Source organism: Bacillus sp. mrc49, assembly GCF_002803435.1.
Window position 1 is genome coordinate 1 of sequence record NZ_PHNG01000780.1, and the last position, 1309, is coordinate 1309.

Consider the following 1309-nt stretch of genomic DNA (forward strand, 5'->3'; position numbering starts at 1 on the left):
ATGTTACTTTCCGGCGGCAGCCCATCAGTCGTTCGCTCATGTTTAATGGCGATGCTCTTTTTTTTCCTATTGTTATTTAAGCATCGTGTCTCCGCAGCTTCCACTATTGGACTTGTTTACATCGCACTTTTGTTATTTCAGCCCAATATGCTATATGATATCGGCGTTCAACTTTCGTTCGCCGTCACTTTTTCCATTCTCATGTCTTCGGGCATCTTCTTGCGCTATCCCCAAAAAACGCTGCAGTTACTTATCATAAGCTTGATCTGCCAATTGACAGCCCTTCCCATTTTGCTTTTTCATTTTTATGAAGCCTCTTTCCTAGGAGTGTTCCTGAATGTCGTGTATGTTCCGCTTTATTCGATTTTGTTGCTGCCTTTTTCTTTAATTGCCCTCACTTGTCATCTGCTATTCCCGCCGCTAGGAGAACCCCTTATATCAATATTGAATTTCACCTTCATCCTATGCAATAAGGCCGCCGATGCAGCCTCGAATTTGCCTTTAGCTTCCATTGTATTTGGAAAGCCCCATTTTTTCGTGATGGCATTACTTGTGTCGTTCCTTTTGGGGCTATTCCTGACCTGGGAGGAGTCCTTTAAGAAAAGTAAATGGTGGTGCGGGATGCTGATTGTACTTTTGTTTTTTCAATATAATATACAAAAGCTGTCACCCTTTGGCGAAGTGCAGATCATCGATGTTGGGCAAGGTGACTCCATTTTAATTATCCTGCCATTCAACCGCGGTAATTATTTGATTGATACGGGCGGACAGATTACATTCCCGATCGAGCCGTGGGCGCAAAAGCGCAAGAAGTTCAATACTGCGGATGATATCATCATTCCGTTATTGAAAAGTAAGGGCATCCATCATTTGGACAAACTGATTTTGACTCATGCCGATGCGGATCATGTAGGGAGTGCGAAAGAATTGATCGAACATTTCAAAGTGAAAGAAATCATCATTGGAGGCGGCAGTGAAGAGCAATATCGCGACTTGGATTTTGTCTCGATTGCAAGGGATAAAAAAGTGCAGCTGTCAGTCAGTAAAAGGGGGGACAGCTGGGTAGCGGGCGGATCTCTGTTTTCCGTGCTGCATCCTCATGAAGAAGAAGAAAATAAAAATGATTCGTCGATCGTTTTATACACGGAGCTAGGGGGCTTATCATGGATTTTTGCCGGAGATTTGGAGGAAGAGGGGGAAGGGAAGCTGATGAACGCCTTTCCCCGGTTGCGGGCGGATATCCTGAAGGTCGGCCACCATGGCAGCAAGACATCTACTTCGGCACCCTTCCTTTTGCAGCTGCAGCCGA

1 protein-coding gene is annotated in these 1309 nt (G+C 45.0%); it reads left to right on the top strand.

Annotated features, from left to right (window positions below):
• On the top strand, nucleotides 1-1309 hold a 1309-nt coding region (locus CVN76_RS24385), incomplete at both ends, for a DNA internalization-related competence protein ComEC/Rec2 (RefSeq protein ID WP_100533388.1).